The sequence below is a fragment of the Anoxybacillus tengchongensis genome, from assembly GCF_014201585.1.
Classification (GTDB): Bacteria; Bacillota; Bacilli; order Bacillales; family Anoxybacillaceae; genus Anoxybacillus; species Anoxybacillus tengchongensis.
In genome coordinates, this window is record NZ_JACHES010000018.1 from 20633 (window position 1) to 39659 (window position 19027).

At 42.7% G+C, this 19027-nt stretch carries 19 protein-coding genes; 14 read left to right on the top strand and 5 right to left on the bottom strand.

Annotation, left to right across the window (positions count from 1 at the left end):
• Positions 1-2: 2 nt before the first annotated feature.
• The 3 genes from HNQ82_RS13965 to mnhG are packed head-to-tail and all read left to right on the top strand — an operon-like array spanning position 3 to position 1082.
• Positions 3-479: a Na+/H+ antiporter subunit E gene (locus tag HNQ82_RS13965; RefSeq protein ID WP_032100599.1), complete on the top strand. Its 477-nt coding sequence runs from the start codon at positions 3-5 to the stop codon at positions 477-479.
• Entirely contained in the window at positions 476-751 is a 276-nt protein-coding gene (locus HNQ82_RS13970; RefSeq protein ID WP_032100598.1) for a Na(+)/H(+) antiporter subunit F1, read from the top strand. Before HNQ82_RS13965 ends, HNQ82_RS13970 begins: the two co-directional genes overlap by 4 nt.
• The gene (gene mnhG / locus HNQ82_RS13975) at positions 735-1082 is read left to right on the top strand and encodes a monovalent cation/H(+) antiporter subunit G (RefSeq protein WP_343053511.1); all 348 of its coding nucleotides are present in this window, start codon (positions 735-737) and stop codon (positions 1080-1082) included. Before HNQ82_RS13970 ends, mnhG begins: the two co-directional genes overlap by 17 nt.
• A 13-nt stretch (positions 1083-1095) precedes the next feature.
• On the opposite strand, the gene HNQ82_RS13980 is transcribed toward mnhG, so the two are convergent.
• Entirely contained in the window at positions 1096-1857 is a 762-nt protein-coding gene (locus HNQ82_RS13980) for an alpha/beta fold hydrolase (protein WP_183250365.1), read from the bottom strand.
• Positions 1858-2031: 174 nt separating this feature from the next.
• On the opposite strand from HNQ82_RS13980, the gene HNQ82_RS13985 reads away from it, so the two are divergent.
• A complete protein-coding gene (locus HNQ82_RS13985; RefSeq protein ID WP_246349074.1) occupies positions 2032-3063 on the top strand; it encodes a C40 family peptidase in 1032 nt (343 codons plus the stop codon).
• Between the two features lie 25 nt (positions 3064-3088).
• On the opposite strand, the gene HNQ82_RS13990 is transcribed toward HNQ82_RS13985, so the two are convergent.
• On the bottom strand, positions 3089-3892 hold the full coding sequence (locus HNQ82_RS13990; protein ID WP_183250369.1) for an HAD family hydrolase: 804 nt from the start codon (positions 3890-3892) through the stop codon (positions 3089-3091).
• A gap of 194 nt (positions 3893-4086) precedes the next feature.
• Between HNQ82_RS13990 and glcT the strand changes: the two genes are divergently transcribed.
• The 9 genes from glcT to HNQ82_RS14035 all read left to right on the top strand — a co-directional run bounded on the left by glcT (position 4087) and on the right by HNQ82_RS14035 (position 15693).
• On the top strand, positions 4087-4932 hold the full coding sequence (glcT, locus tag HNQ82_RS13995) for a glucose PTS transporter transcription antiterminator GlcT (protein ID WP_055440274.1): 846 nt from the start codon (positions 4087-4089) through the stop codon (positions 4930-4932).
• Between the two features lie 244 nt (positions 4933-5176).
• Positions 5177-7189: a glucose-specific PTS transporter subunit IIBC gene (gene ptsG / locus HNQ82_RS14000; protein ID WP_183250371.1), complete on the top strand. Its 2013-nt coding sequence runs from the start codon at positions 5177-5179 to the stop codon at positions 7187-7189.
• A gap of 83 nt (positions 7190-7272) precedes the next feature.
• Positions 7273-7545 (top strand): phosphocarrier protein HPr, encoded by a 273-nt coding sequence (locus tag HNQ82_RS14005; protein ID WP_099668608.1) that lies wholly within the window; start codon positions 7273-7275, stop codon positions 7543-7545.
• Entirely contained in the window at positions 7545-9260 is a 1716-nt protein-coding gene (ptsP, locus tag HNQ82_RS14010; RefSeq protein ID WP_183250373.1) for a phosphoenolpyruvate--protein phosphotransferase, read from the top strand. Before HNQ82_RS14005 ends, ptsP begins: the two co-directional genes overlap by 1 nt.
• A gap of 142 nt (positions 9261-9402) precedes the next feature.
• A complete protein-coding gene (locus HNQ82_RS14015; protein WP_183250375.1) occupies positions 9403-11382 on the top strand; it encodes a methyl-accepting chemotaxis protein in 1980 nt (659 codons plus the stop codon).
• 128 nt (positions 11383-11510) lie between these two features.
• Positions 11511-12755 carry a GAF domain-containing sensor histidine kinase gene (locus HNQ82_RS14020; RefSeq protein WP_183250377.1) on the top strand — a complete coding sequence of 415 codons (1245 nt, stop codon included), beginning with the start codon at positions 11511-11513 and terminating at the stop codon, positions 12753-12755.
• Complete coding sequence (locus HNQ82_RS14025) at positions 12752-14029, top strand: GGDEF domain-containing response regulator (RefSeq protein WP_183250379.1); 1278 nt, start codon at positions 12752-12754, stop codon at positions 14027-14029. Before HNQ82_RS14020 ends, HNQ82_RS14025 begins: the two co-directional genes overlap by 4 nt.
• Positions 14030-14043: 14 nt before the next feature.
• Positions 14044-14811, top strand: coding sequence for an SDR family oxidoreductase (locus tag HNQ82_RS14030; protein WP_183250381.1), 768 nt, complete (start codon positions 14044-14046; stop codon positions 14809-14811).
• Between the two features lie 15 nt (positions 14812-14826).
• Positions 14827-15693 (top strand): NAD(P)-dependent oxidoreductase, encoded by an 867-nt coding sequence (locus HNQ82_RS14035; RefSeq protein WP_183250383.1) that lies wholly within the window; start codon positions 14827-14829, stop codon positions 15691-15693.
• A 10-nt stretch (positions 15694-15703) separates the two neighbouring features.
• On the opposite strand, the gene HNQ82_RS14040 is transcribed toward HNQ82_RS14035, so the two are convergent.
• The 3 genes from HNQ82_RS14040 to HNQ82_RS14050 all read right to left on the bottom strand — a co-directional run bounded on the left by HNQ82_RS14040 (position 15704) and on the right by HNQ82_RS14050 (position 17526).
• The gene (locus tag HNQ82_RS14040) at positions 15704-16855 is read right to left on the bottom strand and encodes an aminotransferase A (protein ID WP_183250385.1); all 1152 of its coding nucleotides are present in this window, start codon (positions 16853-16855) and stop codon (positions 15704-15706) included.
• A gap of 112 nt (positions 16856-16967) precedes the next feature.
• Entirely contained in the window at positions 16968-17207 is a 240-nt protein-coding gene (locus HNQ82_RS14045; RefSeq protein ID WP_183250387.1) for an IDEAL domain-containing protein, read from the bottom strand.
• 133 nt (positions 17208-17340) lie between these two features.
• Positions 17341-17526 (bottom strand): hypothetical protein, encoded by a 186-nt coding sequence (locus HNQ82_RS14050; protein ID WP_055440264.1) that lies wholly within the window; start codon positions 17524-17526, stop codon positions 17341-17343.
• Between the two features lie 140 nt (positions 17527-17666).
• Here HNQ82_RS14050 and HNQ82_RS14055 point away from each other — a divergent pair, with 140 nt between their 5' ends.
• Positions 17667-18923 (top strand): ATP-binding protein, encoded by a 1257-nt coding sequence (locus HNQ82_RS14055; RefSeq protein WP_183250389.1) that lies wholly within the window; start codon positions 17667-17669, stop codon positions 18921-18923.
• Positions 18924-19027 lie beyond the last annotated feature (104 nt).

The following is a 19027-nucleotide window of genomic DNA, read 5'->3' on the forward strand; positions in this document are numbered from 1 at the left end:
AGATGGCATTTCAAATTTTATTAAATGTCTGTTTAGCGTTCGTATGGATGTTTTTAACCGTTTCGTTTAACGGAGCATCATTTATCGTCGGCTATATGATCGGATTGTTTATTATTTTTATGTTGCGCCGTTTTTTCCATTCCCGCTTTTATCTCGTTCCGGTGTTCGTCATGATGAAATTGCTGTTCATCTTTTTGAAAGAACTCATTTTATCAAACATTGCTGTAGCAAAAGTCGTCATGAAACGTCAGTTGACGATTCAGCCTGCTATTTTTGCTTTGCCAACGGAATTAAAAAAAGAATGGGAAATTACGATGTTAGCTATGCTCATTACATTGACACCCGGCACGCTCGTTTTAGACGTATCGGATGATGGAAGCACGTTATATATTCACGCGTTAAACAGCCCAGATGTGCATGAGGCGATTGAAAGCATTAAACAATCGTTTGAGAAAACGATTATGGAGGTGAGTAAATGATTTTAAACATCGCTCTCGTCATTCTTTCATTAGCGATGATCGGTTTTTTATATCGCGTCGTCAAAGGTCCAAGCACAGCCGATCGCATTATTGCACTTGATGCGATGGGGATTACCCTCGCTGGAATGGTCGCGATCGTTTCCATGCTATTGAACACGAGCGCGTTTTTAGATGTCATTTTGCTCATCGGCATTTTAGCGTTTGTTGGAACGGTCGCATTTGCGAAGTTTTTAGAGAAAGGGGTTGTTATCGAACGTGGTAACGATCGCTAACGTGCTTGTTGCTATACTTATTTTGCTCGGTGCGGTGCTTACACTTTTATCTGCTGTCGGTGCGATTCGATTGCCGGATGTATATACGCGTAGCCACGCCATCAGCAAAAGTACGACGCTTGGCATCATGTGCATTTTACTAGGGGCATTTTTGCATTTTTTTATTGAAAATAACCATTTCAACTCCCGTTTATTACTTGGCATCGTTTTTATTTTCATGACATCTCCTGTAGCTGCTCATTTCATTAGCCGGGCAGCATATTATACAAACGTCGATCGGTGGGAAGGAACGGTTCGCGACGATTTAAAACAAAAAGCTGGCGGAAAATAACCGTCAGCTTTCCTTATGAAAAATATGAGCGAATGATCAGGTTAAGCTCTTTGTGATGTTTCGTTGGAATTTGATGTCTTGCCCCGTCCACATATACGATGCGGACATCGTGTGCATGTTGTTGAAATATACGGCCGTATGTATGGACGTAATAATCGCGACTACCGTATATGAGTAAAATCGGGCAACGAAGTTCATGTAGGCGATCGGTCGACCGATAATGAAGCCCTGTCACATACATCTCATACAGTCGCTGACGATCGCATAATCGAACGTAATCGGCAAGCATTTGTTGTTCTTCTTTCGTTATGCCATGCGAGTTGCCGAGCACGTTCGCGAGAATAGGAATGCCATGCCATTTTACCGCATAAATCCCTATGAAAAATTCCCCGTACAATAGCGGCGTACATACTTCAGAAAATCCTCCAATTAATACAAGCGCTTTCACTTGATGCGGATATTGCAACGCAAAATGTTGGGCGATCGAGCCGCCGTTTGAATAGCCACAAACAATCGCTTCTTTCAGTTCGAGATGGTTGAACAGCTCATGCAAATCGCTCGCTAATACGTCCATCGTTATCGGTTTATTTCCTTTTCCGCTTTTTCCATTTCCTCTTAAATCATATGTCACGACTTGAAATGAAGAAGAAAGTTCGCGCTGACGATGAAATGTCACGCTTCCCATGCCGGGTGGATGAACAAATACAATCGGTGTTCCGCTTCCAATCGTCTCATAGTACAAAGGAACGGAATGTTCGACAAATGTATAAGGCATATCGCATCTTCCTTTCGTTTTCATACGAATAGTATGCGAAAAAAGACCGATCATTTATGCTTATTTCAATTTAATGGAAAAATAGTATAAAAGTATACGGTTAATAGATTCGTAGTTTCATGTTATCATATGAGCAAGGAAGCGCTTCAAAAAAAGAAAAAGGAGTTTGGAACGATGAAAAAAACGATTGTAGCTGGAGCGGTATTATCGACGTTATTTTTAGGTGAAAAAGCGGTAGACGCCGCACAATATACGGTCAAATCAGGGGATTCATTATGGAAAATTGCCCAAACGTTCCGTACATCCGTCAATGAAATAAAAGCGTTAAATCAGTTAACGTCAGATACGATTTTTATTGGACAAGTATTACAAGTGCCCGATGCCCCGACAACCGTACAAACGCCAGCACCAACAACACAAACGGTAGCATCGACGACAGCGACATATACGATTCAAAGTGGCGATACGTTATCAACGATTGCAAGAAGATGGAATACGACAGTGACACGTCTCCTTGAATTGAACCCAACGATTACAGATGTGAATCGGATTTATGTCGGACAAGTGATTAAAGTGCCAACAATCATCACAACTAATACAACGACAAATCAATTGACGTCACCAACACCAGCGCCGACAATGACACAAACATCGGTGCCAACGTCGACAACTAGCGCAAGTAAATCGTATATTGTCCAACCGGGCGACACGTTATCAACGATTGCGAAAAAATTTAATGTGACGGTAAACGATTTACTCGCACTAAACCCAAATATCACAAATGTTGATTTTATTCGCGTTGGGCAAACGATCAATGTGCCGCTTTCATGGGAAGAACGAGCAAATGCGATTATTGAAACAGGGAAAAAATACGTGGGAGCGAAATACTTGTTTGGTGCACCAACGACGCGCACAGATGTATTTGACTGCTCATCGTTTACGTATCGCGTATATAGCGAAAACGGGATCACATTGCCGCGCACATCGCGCGAACAAGCCATGGTCGGTACTGAAGTGCCACTTGCGAGCGTAAGAAAAGGCGATTTAATCTTTTTTGATACGACAGGAGATGGCGTCATTAACCATGTGTCTATCGTTGTAGATAGCGAAACGCTGTTGCATGCCGCAACGAGCACAGGAGTCGCGTTTGCGAACATGAAGCCATATTGGGCACCGCGTGCAGTGAAAGCCGTCCGCTTATTCTAGTAATGATAAAATGAAAAGATGCCTCTTACGTTTGAGGCATCTTTTCGTTTATGGAAAGCACCGTTTCAATCGCTTCATGAACGGAAGAAACGATATAGCGCGCTTCTTTTTTTACTTGTTCGGGCGCATGCGACATGACGAAACTATGCGGAGTGAGGCGAAACATCGGAATGTCGTTAAACGAATCGCCGAAACAAGCCACTTCTTCTGCTTTCAGTTGTAAATGATTCATGAGCAATCGGAGCGCTTCGCCTTTGCTAATTTGTTTTGGCATAATGTCTAAACAGCGCGGTTCAGAAATAAACGTATCGACATGTTGTGCCCACGTTTCGCGAACGAATCGCTCAAAGTGCAGGACGACGTGCTCTTCCCCAATCACAGTAATTTTTGATGGAAATATGTCACGACCGATCGCTTCGAGCATATTTCGTTTTTCGACAATATCGAAAAATAACCGCGCTTTCATTTGTTCGATTTGCGCTGTTTTTGTCTCGACAAAGCTCGTTTGTTCGTTGCACACAAGCACAATCGCTTCTAGTTTGCGCGCTTGTTCATAAATGGAGCGGGCAATGTCTGGATGAAACGCGCTATGATGAAGAAGGCGATGATTTTTTGTGTACACAAATGCACCATTTTGGCTAATGCGATGTGCGTCATGACCGATTTCTTTTAACACTTCTAAAATTTCATTATCCATGCGTCCAGAGGCGACAGCAAAATCGACGTTGCTTGTTATGGCGCGAATGACAGCCTCGCGATCTTCTTTTTTTACGCGCCGGTCATAGCCGAGTAACGTTCCGTCTAAATCAGTAACAATGAGTTGAATCATAATGGCAAACTCCTTCCATTTTTATACTGAACAAAAGTTTAATCGAACAAATGCATTTGTGCAACTGAAACGTCTTTTTGACAAAAAACATTCACAGCTGTCTTGACAAAATACAACGCATTTCCATTGACGTAGCTTTGTTCGTTTCGTAACATTGAAAGTAATGTAAACGTTTTTAAAGGAGCGAACTAGACGTGGAACAATCGTTTCGCATTGAAAAAGTATTAAATAACAACGTGCTCATTGCCTCGCATCCAACGTACGATGAAGTTGTGTTGATCGGCAAAGGCATTGGCTTTGGCAAAAAGAAAGGGGACATCATTGCACAAAAAGACGTCGAAAAATGGTTTATTTTAAAAAATGAACGAGAACAAGAACAATATAAAAAATTGTTGCCACATGTCGATGAAGAATTTATCGGCTTAATGAACGACATTATTCACCACATTCGGAAAAGAACGAACAGCTCGTTGAATGAACATATTCACGTTGCGCTAACAGATCATATTTTGTTTGCAATCAAGCGGCTAGAACAAGGAATGGACATTAAAAATCCGTTTTTAGTCGAGACAAAAAGTTTATATCCGCTCGAGTATGATGTAGCAGCTGAAGTGGTAAACATGTTAAATGAACGGTTACACATTCAGCTCCCCGAAGGAGAAATTGGCTTTATTGCTTTACACATTCATAGTGCGCTAACGAATCATCAATTATCCGAAGTGAATCAACATTCGCAACTCATTTCTCGTTTAGTTTCCGTTGTTGAAGAACAGCTCGACATTCGTATTGATCGCGAAAGCATTCATTATTTACGGTTTGTCCGTCATTTGCGCTATGCGATCGAGCGCGTGAAAAAAGGGGAAAAAATTGAAGAGCCAAAAAAATTGTCGAACATATTGAAAGAGACGTACCCACTATGTTATAATTTGTCGTGGAAGCTCATAAAAATTATGCAGCAAACGTTGCAGCTTCCGGTAGATGAAGCCGAAGCCGTATATTTAACGTTGCACTTGCAACGGCTAACTGGAAAAAGTGAATAATTGGGCACTTATCTTTACGTGTTACTGATTCGATCAGGCATGAGTAAAGAAGGCAAAAAAGTGGTGTAACGACAAAAATCGTTACATAATACCCTTTTTCTGTCATTCTTTGCTCGTGCCTTTTTGTTTTCTCTTATTTGCAAATGCTTACATTCGTTAGACGTCTAACGTTTCGCTTCATCTACTTTTCATACATGAAAATGCCGTTTGTTGCAAACGTTAACATGATGAAGGAGGGTTTTATATGAAAAAAGCGTTTGGTACGTTACAAAAAGTCGGTAAAGCGCTTATGCTTCCGGTTGCGATTTTACCGGCAGCAGGTATTTTGCTTGCGTTCGGTAACGCATTGCAAAACCCAGCATTAATTGAAAAAATTCCAGCGTTAGAAACAGGCTGGGTCGAAATGGTTGCAAAAGTGATGGAGCAATCTGGTGGGATTGTGTTTGCGAACTTGCCGCTTTTATTCGCGGTAGGGGTTGCCGTCGGATTAGCTGGCGGTGAAGGGGTTGCTGGTTTAGCGGCAATCATCGGTTACTTAGTCATGAACGTGACAATGAGCGTTATTTTAGGTGTCACAGCAGACCAAATTGGGACAGACCCATCATTTGCAAACGTGTTAGGTATTCCGACGTTGCAAACGGGGGTATTCGGCGGGATTATCGTCGGTATTTTAGCAGCATATATGTACAACAAATACTTTAACATTGAATTGCCATCTTATTTAGGCTTCTTTGCAGGAAAACGTTTCGTTCCAATTGTGACAGCCGCATCGGCATTAATTCTTGGTATTGCGATGACATGGTTATGGCCACCTGTTCAACATGGCTTAAACGCATTTTCGCACAATATGATTGATGCAAACCGTACGTTAGCAGCATTCATTTTCGGTGTCATCGAGCGCGCATTAATTCCGTTCGGTTTACACCATATTTTCTACTCACCGTTCTGGTTTGAGTTCGGTCAATACGTGAACAAAGCAGGTGAACTTGTACGCGGTGACCAACGTATTTTCTTCGAACAAATTAAAGACGGTGCTGAATTAACAGCAGGTACATTTATGACAGGAAAATTCCCGTTCATGATGTTCGGTTTACCAGCAGCAGCGCTTGCCATTTATCATGAAGCGCGCCCAGAAAACAAAAAAGTTGTTGCCGGTATTATGGCATCTGCAGCGTTAACATCGTTTTTAACAGGAATTACAGAACCAATTGAGTTTTCATTCTTATTCGTTGCACCAGCATTGTTTGCGATTCATACCATTTTCGCTGGATTATCGTTTATGCTTATGCACATCTTAAACGTCAAAATCGGTATGACATTCTCTGGCGGTGTCATCGACTACTTACTATTCGGTGTATTGCCAGGTCGTACAGCTTGGTGGCTCGTCATTCCGGTCGGGCTTGTGTTTGCGGTCATTTACTACTTCGGATTCCGCTTTGCGATTCGTAAATGGGATTTAGCGACACCAGGACGTGAAAAAGAAACAGTTGAAACAACAAGTACAGCGGACGCAGGTGAACTTCCGCACGAAATTTTAGCGGCGCTTGGTGGAAAAGAAAATATCGCGCATTTAGATGCGTGCATTACGCGTTTACGTGTATCTGTCAACGACATTCAACATGTCGATAAAGATCGTTTGAAAGCGCTCGGCGCAGCAGGAGTATTAGAGGTTGGCAACAACATTCAAGCGATTTTCGGACCAAAATCAGACATATTAAAAACACAAATCAAAGACATTATGGAAGGTCGCGTACCGACAAAAGCGGTAGAAAAAGCAAAACCAACTGTACAAGCGACAGGCGAAACAGAACAAGTGGCATCACCGTTAACAGGAAAAGTTGTTCCACTTTCTGAAGTGCCAGATCAAGTATTTTCAACAAAAATGATGGGTGACGGTTTTGCGGTTGAGCCAACAGATGGCACAGTCGTATCACCAGTAGACGGCACGATCGTCAACGTCTTCCCAACAAAACATGCGATCGGTATTCAATCAAAAACAGGTCGTGAAGTGCTTATTCACTTCGGCATTGATACAGTGAAATTGAACGGTCAAGGATTTGAAGCGCTCGTATCGGAAGGAACAGAAGTGAAAAAAGGGCAACCGCTTTTAAAAGTGGACCTTGAATATGTAAAACAACATGCACCTTCTGTTGTCACACCAATTATTTTTACAAACTTACAAGCAGGAGAAACAGTAAATATCACGAAACAAGGAACAGTAACAAAAGGCGAAGACGTTGTCGTCGTTCAAAAATAATTTACTTGCAAAACACGTCATTTTTCGGTAAAAAAACATAGAGGGTTTTCGCCCTCTATGTTTTCAAAATAAAAAGTGAGGAGATGAGCAATATGCAAAAAACATTTAAAGTAACTGCAGAATCTGGTATTCATGCCCGTCCAGCAACTATGTTAGTACAAACAGCGAGCAAATTCGATAGCGACATTCAATTAGAGTACAACGGCAAAAAAGTCAACTTAAAATCCATTATGGGTGTCATGTCTTTAGGCATTCCACAAGGTGCGCAAATTACGATTTCAGCTGAAGGTAGCGATGCAGCAGACGCGATTAACGCATTAACAGAAACGTTAGCAAAAGAAGGATTAGCGGAGTAATGAAACGATTAAAAGGGATTGCTGCATCGAATGGCATCGCCATTGCGAAAGCGTACCGTTTAGAACATCCTGATTTAACAGTTGAAAAACAAACGATTGAAAACCCAGCTGAACAAATTCACCGTTTTCAACAAGCGCTCGCCAAATCAAAAGAAGAACTTGAAGTCATTCAAGCGCATGCATTAAAAGAGCTTGGCGAAGATAAAGCGGCTATTTTCTCCGCCCATTTGCTCGTACTAAGCGACCCAGAACTCGTCCAAGCCGTTGAACAAAAAATTGAACAAGAACGCGTCAACGCAGAATTTGCCCTTCATGAAGTGGCATCGATGTTCATTGCAATGTTTGAAGCGATGGATAACGAATATATGAAAGAACGTGCGGCAGACATTCGCGATGTGACAAAACGTGTTCTTGCTCATTTATTAGGGGTTACGATTTCCAACCCAAGCATGATTACAGAAGAAGTTGTCATCATTGCCGAAGACTTAACGCCGTCCGATACAGCTCAATTGAACCGAAAATATGTGAAAGGTTTTACAACTGACATCGGTGGACGGACGTCTCACTCTGCCATTATGGCGCGCTCGATGGAAATTCCAGCTGTCGTTGGAACGAAAGAAGCGACAGCAGCGATTCAAAACGGTGACATCGTCATTATTGACGGACTTGACGGAGAAGTCATCATTCACCCAACCGAAGAAACGATTGCTGAATACGAACAAAAACGGGCCGCGTTTGCTGCGCAAAAAGCAGAATGGGCAAAGCTCGTTCATGAACAAACGGTTACAAGCGACGGACATCATGTAGAACTTGCTGCAAACATCGGTACGCCAAATGATGTTGAAGGTGTGCTTGCCAACGGTGCAGAAGGCATCGGCTTATACCGTACTGAATTTTTATACATGGGCCGTAACGAGTTGCCGACAGAAGAAGAACAGTTTGAAGCATATAAAACGGTATTAGAAAAGATGGAAGGAAAACCGGTTGTCGTGCGTACGCTTGACATCGGCGGCGACAAAGAATTGCCATATTTAGACCTTCCAAAAGAAATGAACCCGTTTTTAGGTTTCCGTGCCGTTCGTCTTTGCCTAGATATGCAAGAGATGTTTCGCACGCAACTTCGCGCGTTGTTGCGCGCAAGTGTTTACGGCAACTTGAAAATTATGTTCCCGATGATTGCGACGTTAGACGAATTTCGTCAAGCAAAAGCAATTCTTTTAGAAGAAAAAGAAAAGCTTGTTGCTGAAGGTGTGTCAGTGTCTGACGACATCGAAGTCGGCATGATGGTTGAAATCCCGGCTGCTGCTGTATTAGCGGATCAATTTGCGAAAGAAGTCGATTTCTTTAGCATCGGTACAAACGATTTAATTCAATATACGATGGCGTCTGACCGAATGAACGAACGCGTATCGTATTTATACCAACCGTACAACCCAGCCATTTTACGTCTCATTTATAACGTCATTGAGGCGGCGCATAAAGAAGGCAAATGGGTTGGCATGTGTGGGGAAATGGCAGGCGAAGAGCTAGCTGTACCAATTTTATTAGCATTTGGTTTAGACGAGTTTAGCATGAGCGCGACATCGATTTTACGCGTTCGCTCGCAATTAAAGAAACTTTCCAAACAAGAAGCCGAACGAGTGAAAGATCACATTTTATCGCTTGCGACAGCAGAAGAAGTTGTTCGTTTCGTGAAAGAAACGTTTCAACGATAAGAACCGGACGCCTCCGGTTCTTTTTTTATGGAAAAAAAACAGTAAAAAACGGTCATAGACATGATGATGTAAACCTTTTATAATGAAACTACAACTTTATTAATTTTTCGACAACATTCGACACAGCTAGGGGGGAGCCACTTTGTTTCGGTCATTAACGATGAAATTAACGAGTTTAATGGCATTATTATTAATTATTGCACTTGTTGCTTCACAAACGGTCAACTATGTTCAAATGGCATCGGTTATGAAAGATGATGCAAAAGTGCGTGCGGAATCACTTGTGACAGAGCTTGTTGACGATATTGAACATAGCTTTGACAGTCAAGAAGATGCGCTAAAGCAATTTAGTGAAACAAAATCATTTCAAACGTTTTCAAAAACAGAAGATGCACAACTTTGGCAAGAGATCGATCAACAACTTGCAACATTTTTAAACATTCATAAAAAAGTACAATTAGCTTACATCGGTACAGCAAACGGCAACATGTATACGACGCCATCCGTTGATTTGCCGCCGGATTTTGATCCGACGACACGCCCGTGGTATAAAGCGGCAGTGGCAACGCCAGACAAAGTCATTTGGACAGAGTCATACGTTGATGCGGTAACAAACGATTACATTGTCACGATCGCCAAAGCGATTGTTGAAAACGGTCAAGTGATCGGCGTCATCGGTTTAGACGTGTCGTTAAATACGCTTGCCGAGACGGTTGAACAATTCCGCGTTGGCTACAACGGCTATCCGGTATTGTTTGACCAAAACAAATTGGCAATCGTTCATCCGCAATACAAAGGAAAAGATATGTCTGACCATCCGGTCGTCAAAACGATGTTTTCGGAAGACAAAGGCGCTTATGAATATGAACAAGACGGCGAAAAACGGTTATTGTATTTTGCGACGATTCCAAAGTTAAATTGGAAAGTCGGTGCAGTGTACAAAGAAAAAGATTTATTAGCGACGTTAACGACGATCGGAAAAACGTCATGGACGATTGTCGTCATTGCGACAGTGCTTGCCTCGCTTCTTATTTATGCAGTGTCGCGTTCGATCGTCAAACCGATCGTTCAACTGAATGAGCGCGTGCAACAAGTGGCGACAGGCGATTTAACGGTGCATGTCGAACCGAAAGGAAAAGACGAAATTGCGCAGCTTACTAGCCACTTTAATGAAATGGTGTCGCATATGCGCTCACTTATTGGCGAAGTCGATCGTTCCGTCGCAGAACTCGGTGGTGCGGCTGACCATTTAAGCGCGGTGTCCGAAGAAACGATGGCGACAAGCGAACAAGTGACGACAGCGGTAACTGATATTGCGAAAGGGGTATCCGAACAAGCAAGCAATTTAGATGCGATGAACGACCGCATGAACGATTTATCTGAAAAAATGGGTACGGTGACGCAATCGGCCGAGCGTGTGAAACAACTTTCCGATGAAACGAAAGACGCAAGCTACATGGGCATCGAAAAATTAAATGTGCTTCAAGCGAAATCAGCGGAATCGCAAAACGAATTGCGTTCGGTTGAAACGGTGATCACCGATTTAGGCGAAAAAATGAAACAAATCGGTGCGATTATTCAAACGATTACCGACATTTCCGCGCAAACGAACCTTTTAGCACTCAACGCTTCGATTGAAGCGGCACGTGCAGGAGAGCATGGCAAAGGATTTGCGGTTGTTGCGGAAGAAGTGCGTAAGCTTGCCGAACAATCGGCGCAAGCGACAGAACAAATTCGCCAAACGATTACGTCCATTCAACAACAAGCCACCCTTGCGACTGAAGCGGTTGATCATACGAAGCAAATGAACGACCAGCAACAACAAGCAGTAAACGAAACTGCAGAATCGTTTATGCATATTGCGACGATGATGGAACAATTAACGTCAGCGATTGAACATATTTTTACACAAATTCACGACGTGAACGAGAATAAAGAACAAATTGTTGCTGCATTACAAAATTTAGCAGCGATTTCAGAACAATCAGCCGCATCGGCAGAAGAAGTATCCGCGTCATCGGAAGAACAATTAAAAGCATTAAGCACGGTGACAGAAGCGGCAGAACGACTAAACGATATGAGCCGCTCATTGCAACAACTCATCCATCGTTTTCGTGTATAAAGCTAGGCATCATGCCTAGCTTTTTTACGTGTTTGTAACAATTTTTTTCCTTGATTTTTTTTTACGTGAGAATTACGATAAATTTAGGATAAAAGGCCTATATTTGTTCGTTTTTGGAGGAGAGGGCTATGGATCGCTCGCTGATGGCGGCGTTAGAAAGTTTGCGCATTGCGCTTCATGTGACGCGCGTCGCCATTTTTCGTTTATATGCAACGGACCAAACATATACATTGCAACGCATTTACGATATACAAACACCCTCTGCACGTTTTCTGCCACGTGATGACATCGTACTTCCAACAGAAGACGCTCATTGTTTAGCCCATTTATATGACGGAAATGTGTTTGTCGGGCATACAAATGAATTAGATGGGAATGTACGCACTGTTTTTGAGAAACACGCCATTCAGTCATTTATGATCGCCCCCATTTTTATTCACGATGAACGATGGGGATTTTTAAGCGTCGTCGATTGCGAACAAAAACGAATGTTTTCCGCTCATGAACGTGCGATTTTTTGGGCGCTTGCTCGCACGATTGGCGAGGGGATTAAACGGGAACAAGAATTGACGGAACTTCAACAGCTAAAACAAGAAATGGAACAAATGAATGCAACACTCCAACAAAAAGTTGAAGAAGAAGTGCGAAAAAATCGCGAAAAAGATTTTATGCTTATTGAGCAATCACGCTATGCAACGATGGGAGAAATGTTAAGAAACATCGCTCACCAATGGCGACAGCCGTTAAACGTCCTCGGCTTGCTTTTACAAGATATACAAGAAGCATATACGTACGGAGAACTAAACGAATCATATTTGCGCACATCTATTCAAAAATGTCTTGCTCAAATTCAACATATGTCCCGAACGATTAACGATTTTCGCAATTTTTTTAAACCGCATAAGGAAGCATCGTACTTTCGTCCCGTTCAAGCCATTCGCCAAGCGTTAAAAATTATTTCAGCAAGTTTAGACCATTATGACGTTCATTTGCACGTTCAAAATCGGACGCGTGCGCACATGTATGGCTATCCGAATGAAATGAGTCAAGTGCTCATTAATTTGTTGACAAATGCGTGCGAACAATTTGTTGAACGGGATGTGGGGCGACGAATCATTTGCATTCGTACATATGCAGACGACTCATTCATTTACATTCAAGTAAAAGACAATGCAGGAGGCATTGACGAAACGATCATGCCACGTATGTTCGAACCGTACGTGACAACGAAAAAAGACGGCACTGGTCTCGGACTATATATGTCAAAAATGATTGTGACAAAAATGGGCGGTGATTTGCTCATTTCATCATCCAAAAATGGAGCGACGTTTACGATCCGCATGCCGCGAAGTAAAGGGGGAAGGGGTTCATGATTGCGGTTCAAACAGATGTAAAAGTATTATATGTCGAAGATGAGCCGAGCGCACGCGAGATGTTGACGCGTTTGCTTAAACGGCGCATTCGTGAAGTAAAAATAGCGAAAAACGGTCAAGAAGCGCTCGAACTATTTACGACGTTTCACCCGGACATCGTCATTACAGATATTAAAATGCCTATATTAAACGGATTAGAGCTTATTCGCCATATTCGTGAGATGGATAAACATGTGCAAATTATTATTACGACCGCCTATGACGATAACGACTTTTTCATTCGGGCGATTGAATACGGAGTGAATCATTTTATTTTAAAGCCGATTGACCACGAAAAATTTTTGCAATCGTTGCAACATTCGATTTATCAACGTCAGCTCGAGCGGGAACTAGAAAAACAAAAACAATATACGCGCACGATTATTGATTTTCAAGAAAACTTAATATGCATTTTAAATGATGAACGATTGCTCGATTGCAATTTATCGTTTCAACGGTTTTTCGGACGAGAACAAATGGAAAAACTTCGTGCTGGTCAAGCGCACGTATGCGATTATTTTGTTGCTGAACCTGGCTATTTTTATATGAAAGGAGAAAGGCGGTGGCTTCGCCCGCTCATTGATCGCACGATTCCGTTTTTAAAAGTAAAAATGATGTGCAAGCAATCAGAAGAACACGTGTTTTTAGTGAAGGCGACGTCGTTTCCTGATGAGCCCGAGTCGTATTTAGTCGTACTCACCGACATTACCGCGCTTGAGGAAGAAAGTAAACGGAATGAATTTTTAGCGACAAAAGATCCACTTACAAAAACGTTTAACCGCTTAAAATTTGACGAGTTTTTTACCCGTGAAATTCATCGCGCGAAACGATATAAACATACGTTTTCTATTATTTTGTTTGACATTGATCATTTTAAAAAAGTAAACGATACGTACGGGCATGATGTCGGTGATATGGTACTGACGCGCATGTGTGAAACGATTTCGAATCGATTGCGCGACTGCGACATATTGGCGCGTTGGGGCGGGGAAGAATTTATTATTTTAGCGCCTGCCACATCGCAAACGGGAGCGTATCGTTTAGCGGAAGCGCTTCGCCAGCTCATAGCAACTACTCATTTTCCGAAAGTTGGGCATATTACGTGTAGCTTTGGCGTTTGCGAATACGAACAAGGAATGACGAAAGAGCAAATGGTTAAGCGGGCGGATGAAGCGTTATATGAAGCGAAGCGAACAGGAAGGAATCGCGTCGTCGTTAGCGAATGTATATGTTGAGGGGAGGATGGGAAATGAAAACAGCGATTGTAGCCGCATCAAGCCAAGGGCTTGGCAAAGCGATTGCGACAAAACTTGTTTCACAAGAAGTGAACGTCATGCTTGCTAGCCGCGATGAGCAAAAATTGCACGCTGTCGCTGAACAGCTCAATGCGCTCGGAAAAGGAAAAGCGGCCTATGTTGTAACAGACGTGACGAACAACGCAATGATCGAGCAATTAGTCGAAAAAACAGTAGAAACATTTGGCGACATTCATCTATTAGTGAATAACGCCGGCGGTCCTCCGACCGGGACGTTTGCGACGTTAACAGATGCGGATTGGCAACAAGCGTTTGAGTTAAATGTGCTCAGCTACGTGCGGCTCATTCGCGCAACATTGCCACATTTGAAAAAGACGAAAGGGAAAATCGTCAATATTGCATCATCTTCCATTAAAGAACCGATTCCAGGCTTGCTTTTGTCGAATACGTTTCGTCTCGGCATCGTCGGTTTGACAAAAACGCTCGCACAAGAGTTTGCCCCATACGGCATTTTAATCAATACCGTTGCCCCGGGGCGCATCGCAACGGAACGTGTCGCCTATTTAGACGAACAAAACGCCAAAAAACTCGGCATTGGCAAAGAAGAAATGGAAGCGCGCATGAAAGCGACCATTCCGCTCGGTCGTTACGGAACACCTGAAGAGTTTGCAAACGTCGTCGCCTTTTTATTGTCGGATGAAAATACGTATATGACAGGACAGTCGCTTTTAGTCGATGGCGGCATGGTCAAAGCGATTTAGAATGGAGAGAGAAACATGCAAACGATTGGTTTCATTGGACTTGGTGTCATGGGAAAAAGTATGGCGCGCAACTTGCTTCGGGCAGGCTATTCGCTCATTGTATATACGCGCACAAAGGAAAAAGCGGAAGATTTATTAGCAGAAGGTGCAGTATGGAAAGAAACAGTAAAAGACGTCGCTCAAGTGGCGGATGTCGTCATGACGATGGTTGGTGAGCCGCACGATGTGGAACATATATACTTTGGCGATGACGGCATTTTGAACGATGCGAAGCGCGGCGCGTATTTGATTGATTTTACGACATCTAAACCGTCGCTTGCGGTACGCATTTATGAGGCAGCAAAGGAAAAAGGAATGTTCGCTCTTGATGCACCTGTATCAGGCGGCGATATTGGTGCACGCGAAGGCACGTTGTCGATTATGGTCGGCGGGGACAAGGAAGCGTTTTCCGCATGTATGCCGCTTTTTTCGCATATCGGAAAAAACATCGTTTGGCAAGGGAAAGCAGGAGCAGGGCAACATACGAAAATGTGCAACCAAATTGCGATTGCGACAAATATGATTGGCGTATGTGAAGCGCTTGTTTATGCTGAAAAAGCAGGATTAGACCCAGAACGCGTCTTGCAAAGCATTTCGCAAGGAGCGGCATCGAGCTGGTCGCTTTCCAACTTAGCTCCAAGAATGCTTGCTGGCGATTTCGCCCCGGGCTTTTATGTGAAACATTTTATTAAAGATATGGGCATCGCGCTTGCCGAAGCAGAAACGCTCGGTTTATCACTGCCCGGCTTAAAGCTTGCAAAACAATTGTATGAGTCGCTTGCGGAGCGTGGGGAAGAACAAAGCGGTACACAAGCGTTATATAAATGGTATAAAGAATGGTAAAAAGGTGCTTTTAGCGAGCACCTTTTTTTATGTACGATTCGATGCGGTCGAGCCCTTTTTGTAGCTCCTCCATCGCACAAGCATACGATATACGAATATATCCTTCACCGTATGTCGAAAATGCACTTCCTGGCACGACAGCGACTTTTGCTTCTTTCGCTAGCTGTAACGCAAAATCAAATGACGAATGATGAAACTTTGCAATGGAAGGAAAAATGTAAAACGCTCCATTCGGCTTTTGGACGTCAAAGCCGATGGCACGAAGGCGCTCGTACACATATGACATTCGTTCAGCATATTGCTTTTTCATGTCGTGCGCATCGTTCATCCCAACTGTTAGCGCTTCAAGCGCCGCTCGTTGCGAAATAGATGTCGCGCATGAGACGTTATATTGATGCACTTTCAACATATGCTCAATAATCCATTTTCGCGCAAATAAAAACCCGATGCGAAACCCAGTCATCGCATGCGACTTACTAACGCCGTTAATGACGATCGTTTGGTCAGGAAGCCATGTCGCAATCGACTGATGGTTGCCTGTAAACACCAGTTCGCTATAAATTTCATCGGAAATGATCCAAATCGGTTTGTCTTTTACAAGTTGAGCGATTTGTTGCAGCTCATCGTGTGATAACGTCATCCCCGTCGGATTAGACGGGTACGGCAACACGATGCATCGCGTTCGCTCGGTCATAAGCGGTTCGATTTGCTCGGCTAATAGTTTAAAGCCTGTATGCCGCGTATCGACATATACAGGTGTTGCCCCGCATAGCCGAATGATCGGTTCATATCCCGGATACACAGGGGCAGGGAGAATGACTTCGGAACCTTCTGTTAAAATCGTACGAAAGGCAATATCAAGCGCTTGGCTCGCCCCGACGGTAACGATCACTTCATCAGCGGTATAATGCAAGTTGTATTTCGTTTCAACAAAGCGACAAGCCGCTTCACGTAACGGTACATATCCTGCGTTATGCGTATAAGAAGTAAACTGCTCATCAAGCGCACGTTTTGTCGCTTCTTTAATATGATCGGGTGTCGGAAAGTCCGGCTGTCCAATCGTTAATGAAATCATATCTTTTTCTTTGGAAACGAGATTAAAAAACTGACGAATGCCAGAGAGTTGAATATGTTGCACACGTTCATTCATCGGTAGCGTCATCGTCTTTCACCTTTCTTTGTTTTTTTCTATTAAACAATAAAAGGTGAACGTTTCGCAATGTGTTTTGCTCAAAACGTTCACCTTATGTGCTGTTCTGTCATATCACAGTCGATCATGCGTGTACATCCTCCAAATGACGATAGCGAGCGAGAAGCTCATTATATTGTTGCGCGAGGGTTAGAAACAACGTTTCATTCCGTTCTTCAAGCGCCTTGTCAATATCGCGCATGAGACGCTCTCTTTCAAACCGGAATAACGCCTGTTCGATCACGAATTGTGCTGCTTGCCCATAACCATTAGCGACATCGTGTGGCTGCGATACGAGTGCCATATCATTGTACTTTTCAAACATGTTTCATTCCCCCTTAGCGAGAAGAATACTCTTCCCCCTTTTCTACATTATAAAGAGTTTTTTGTAAATTGTAAATAAAATTTCGAAAAATTAAAACAAAAAAATAAAAGCTGACGAACGCCAGCTTGATCTATTAATAACCGTAGTCCCAGTCGATTTCTTCATCATGCCAAAGAACAGCTTCTGTTTGTTCATCGGCCACTTCTTCTAGCTGTTCTTTTTCTACATCTTCTACAATCGTTACTGTATGATCTTCTTCAAAAAGAATGGCTAACCCTTTCATTTTGACACTACCTTTCGTGTTTGTTTTCACAATCATTGTAACGCGCCATATTTGTCCACGTCTATCGTGTTCATAAAGATGTCAATGTTTTTGTTTTTTCTGAAAATAAAAACGAATATAGCCGTCACACTTCTTATGTTACAATACATGTGGAACAACCATCATGGAGGCATCATATGTTTGTTGCGATTATTAAGCCACTCGTTGTTAATATTACGATTTTATTTTCACTCGTTTTTAATGCGAACTTATTTTTTCCATTCCGAAGAAAAATGGTGCTCACATGGAAACAAAAAGTCATTTACGGTATCGTTTCATCATTTACAGCCATTTTATGTATGATGTATCCGATTCAGCCGCTTGCGAAAACGAACTTCGACTTTCGCATGATCGTCATTTTAGTGACAACATTATATATTGGAAAAACCGCAGGGTTGTTATGCACATTTACAGTTGTCATCGTTCGTTTAATCATCGGTGGCCCATTCGCTTATGTAGGTTCGGCGGTGTCCGTATTTGCCTACATCGTCGGTATGATGTTTCGTACGTCTTTTTTTAACGTAAAAAGAAAAATATTATATGGGCTTATGATCGTTTTCATTTATCTTATTTTGTATGTCGCAACGATTATATACGCCGTTCCACCGCTTCCTTGGCGGTTTTATGTCGTATATTTTTCGTTTTTTATCGCCATGTTTGTCGCGCTTGTTTACGTCATTGAACGGCTCATTCAATTTAACGAGCAGTTTGACGATATGATTTACGTCGATAAACTAGCCACCGTCAGCGAAATGGCGGCATCTTTCGCTCATGAAATTCGCAATCCGCTCACAACGGTGCGCGGCTTTGTCCAATTTTTAAGCGAAGATACGACTGATGAAAACGTGAAAAAATTCGCTCCCGTCATTTTAGAAGAATTAGATCGAACGAATCAAATTATTACCGAATATTTAACATTAGCTAAACCAACGCCATTTGAACGTCAAAAAGTGAATATCGATGACGTTTTACATACATCCGTTCATTTGTTAAGTCCGCTCGGTACGATGACAAACGTATCGTTGCAGCTATATACGGAAGGGAAAAGCGATGTGTATGGCGATAAACATTATTTAAAACAAGCGCTATTAAACGTCATAAAAAACGGAATGGAAGCAATTGAATATGGCGGGGTCGTGACGATTCATAAAACGGTCGATGAAAAAGAAAAGCAAGTGATCATTACGATTCGCGACACAGGAAAAGGAATGACCGAAGAACAGTTAAAAAACATCGGCTTGCCGTATTATACGACAAAATCGAAAGGAACAGGGCTTGGAAGCATGATTACCGCACGTCTGATTCGCCAAATGGGAGGAACGATTACATATGAAAGCCGCTTGAACGTCGGAACGACTGTCACGATCACATTGCCATTGTATGAAGGGGATTAGTCCCCTTCTTTTTGGTGTGCTCGGCATGGGTGCAATCTCTAGGGTGAAAGTCCCGAACTGCGAAGGCAGAAGTAGCAGTTAGCCTAACGCAAGGGTGTCCGTGG